Below are 3,058 nucleotides of genomic sequence, written 5' to 3'. Positions count from 1 at the left end.
TGCTCGAACAGATACGTGCTGCTTATGGTGAGCAATTCGGTGAACAACTCGGTGACCGAGGCGGCGCCGACGGCATCGTACTCGCCGGCATCTACAGCGGCGGCGCGTGGCTCGTGGAACGTCTCGCGCGCGATCTGAACGTCGGCAGTTTCGGCGTCGTCAATGTCGCCCTGCATCGCGATGACTACGCGAAGAAAGGACTGCACGCGCAGGCAAGTCCAACCTCGCTGCCGTTCGAAGTGGACAACCGCCGCATCGTGCTGGTGGACGACGTGCTGTATACCGGCCGCACCGTGCGCGCAGCGCTGAACGAGCTGTACGACTATGGACGCCCGGCTTCGGTCGAACTCGCCGTGCTCGCCGATCGCGGTGGCCGCGAGTTGCCGGTGGCGGCGCGTTTTGTCGGCGGGGTGGTGGATGTCCCGGCCGAGGCGACCCTCGTGCTTGCGCGCGACGACACCGCGGATCAGCGTTTCACGTTTCACACCGAAGCACGCGCCGATTGAGCGTGAGGTGCGTGTGATGCCCGCCGTGGCGCACGTACTCAAAACAACTCAGGTACCCCATGAATACCGCTACTCAGGTTCCCAAGGATCCTCAGGACACCACCGGCGCTACCGCGTCGCCGGATCGCTTTCGCTACGGCTTCCTGAAGGGCAACCCGCAGCTCACCAAAAACGGTGAGCTCAAGCATCTGCTGACGATCGAGGGCTTACCGCGCAAGATCGTCACGCACATTCTCGACACCGCCGAACAGTTCGTCAGCGTGACGGACCGCGAGGTCAAGAAGGTGCCGCTTTTACGCGGCAAATCGGTGTTCAACCTGTTCTTCGAGAACTCGACGCGCACCCGCACTACGTTCGAGATCGCCGCGAAGCGCTTGTCGGCTGATGTGATCAACCTGAACATCAATGCGTCCTCGACCAGCAAGGGCGAGTCGTTGCTGGACACCATCAACAACCTGTCGGCGATGCATGCGGACATGTTCGTGGTGCGCCATGCTTCGAGCGGCGCACCGTACCTGATCGCCGAGCACTGCGCACCGCATGTTCACGTGATCAATGCTGGCGATGGACGTCATGCGCACCCGACCCAGGGTCTGCTCGACATGTACACGATTCGCCACTACAAGAAGGATTTCACGAATCTGCGGGTGGCGATTGTTGGCGACATCCTGCATTCGCGGGTGGCGCGCTCGGACATCCATGCGCTGACCACGCTCGGCGTGCCGGAGGTGCGTGCGATCGGTCCGCGCACCTTGCTGCCGGGTGGATTGGAACAGATGGGCGTGCGGGTGTTCCACAACATCGACGAAGGCCTGAAGGATGTCGACGTGATCATCACGCTGCGTCTGCAGAACGAGCGCATGAGCGGTGCGTTGCTGCCGTCTGCGCAGGAGTACTTCAAGAGCTGGGGACTGACGCCCGAGCGTCTCGCGCTGGCGAAACCCGACGCGATTGTCATGCATCCCGGTCCGATGAACCGCGGCGTCGAGATCGACTCGCAGGTGGCGGACGGTCCGCAATCGGTGATCCTGAACCAGGTGACGTTCGGCATTGCGGTGAGGATGGCCGTGATGGGCATCGTGGCTGGCAACCATGACTGAGCCGAACGACTGAGACGACTGAGCAAAACAAAGGCAGCGATGAAGATTCATATTCAAGGCGGCACGCTGATCGACCCGGCGGCCGGCACCGAACAGCAGCAGGACATTTTTATTGCGGCGGGCAAGATCGTCGCGCTCGGTACCGCACCCGCGGATTTTCACGCGGCGAAGACGATCGACGCCAAGGGCCTGACAATCGCGCCGGGGCTCGTCGATCTCGCCGCGCGCCTGCGCGAGCCGGGCTACGAACACAAGGCCACGCTCGAATCGGAAATGGCCGCGGCACTCGCGGGCGGCGTGACGAGCCTCGTCTGCCTGCCCGATACCGATCCGGTACTCGACGAACCTGGCCTCGTCGAAATGCTCAAGTTTCGCGCGCACAATCTGAACCAGGCGCACGTGTATCCGCTCGGCGCGTTGACGGTGGGCCTCAAAGGCCAGGTGATCACCGAGATGGTCGAGCTGACCGAAGCGGGCTGCATTGGCTTCTCGCAGGCGGACGTGCCCGTGGTGGATACGCAGGTGCTGCTGCGCGCATTGCAGTACGCGAACACCTATGGCTACACGGTTTGGCTGCGTCCCGTAGATGCGTATCTGGGCAAGGGCGGCGTTGCTGCGAGCGGCGCGCTGGCGTCGCGGCTGGGGCTCTCGGGCGTGCCGGTGTCGGCAGAGACCATCGCACTCCATACGATCTTCGAACTGGTCCGCGTGACCGGTGCACGCGTGCACCTCTCGCATCTGTCCTCGGCGGCCGGCATCGAACTGATGCGCGCGGCCAAGGCCGAAGGCCTGCCGGTCACTTGCGACGTGACGGTGAACCATATCCACCTGATCGACCTGGATATCGGCTACTTCGATGCGCAGTTCCGCCTCGACCCGCCGCTGCGTTCGCAGCGCGATCGCGAAGCGATCCGCGCGGGTCTGGCCGACGGCACGATCGACGCAATCTGTTCCGATCACACCCCCGTCGACGATGACGAAAAGCTGCTGCCCTTCGCCGAAGCCACCCCGGGAGCGACCGGTCTGGAGCTGTTCCTTTCGCTGACGGTGAAATGGGCGGACGAGGCCCGTGTGCCGTTAGCCAAGGCGCTCAACCGCATCACCGCCGCGCCGGCTGCCGTGCTGAAGCTGGACGCGGGCCGCATTGCAGTGGGCGCGTGCGCCGATCTGTGCATCTTCGATCGCAACGCGCACTGGCGCGTCGAGCCGCGTGCACTGAAAAGCCAGGGGCACAACACGCCGTTCCTCGGCTACGAATTGCCGGCACGCGTGCGAGCGACGATCGTCTCCGGATACGTTGCATTCGAGCAGCGCCAACCTTAGGACTGCACCATGCTCGCATTTCGCAAGGCCCGGCTGATCGCACATCTGCTGCACGGCATGTTCACGGTAGCGACACGTTTTCCGCGCGCGAGCGCGGCCGAGCGGGAAGCGCTCAACCGCGTGTGGTCG

Annotated in this window: 3 protein-coding genes and 1 pseudogene; all 4 read left to right on the top strand. The window is 63.8% G+C overall.

What is annotated here, in order from left to right; genetic code table 11:
• A partial coding sequence (gene pyrR / locus M0954_RS12225) for a bifunctional pyr operon transcriptional regulator/uracil phosphoribosyltransferase PyrR (RefSeq protein ID WP_297353454.1) occupies positions 1-506 on the top strand: 506 nt, incomplete at its 5' end.
• A gap of 59 nt (positions 507-565) precedes the next feature.
• A complete protein-coding gene (locus tag M0954_RS12220; protein WP_122152230.1) occupies positions 566-1,606 on the top strand; it encodes an aspartate carbamoyltransferase catalytic subunit in 1,041 nt (346 codons plus the stop codon).
• Between the two features lie 39 nt (positions 1,607-1,645).
• Positions 1,646-2,929, top strand: coding sequence for a dihydroorotase (locus M0954_RS12215; protein WP_297353452.1), 1,284 nt, complete (start codon positions 1,646-1,648; stop codon positions 2,927-2,929).
• A gap of 9 nt (positions 2,930-2,938) precedes the next feature.
• Positions 2,939-3,058, top strand: a pseudogene (locus tag M0954_RS12210) (1-acyl-sn-glycerol-3-phosphate acyltransferase); the annotation flags it as partial.

The sequence above is a fragment of the Paraburkholderia sp. genome, from assembly GCF_026225065.1.
GTDB lineage: Bacteria > Pseudomonadota > Gammaproteobacteria > Burkholderiales > Burkholderiaceae > Paraburkholderia.
This window is presented reverse-complemented; position numbering and strand designations above follow the sequence as displayed.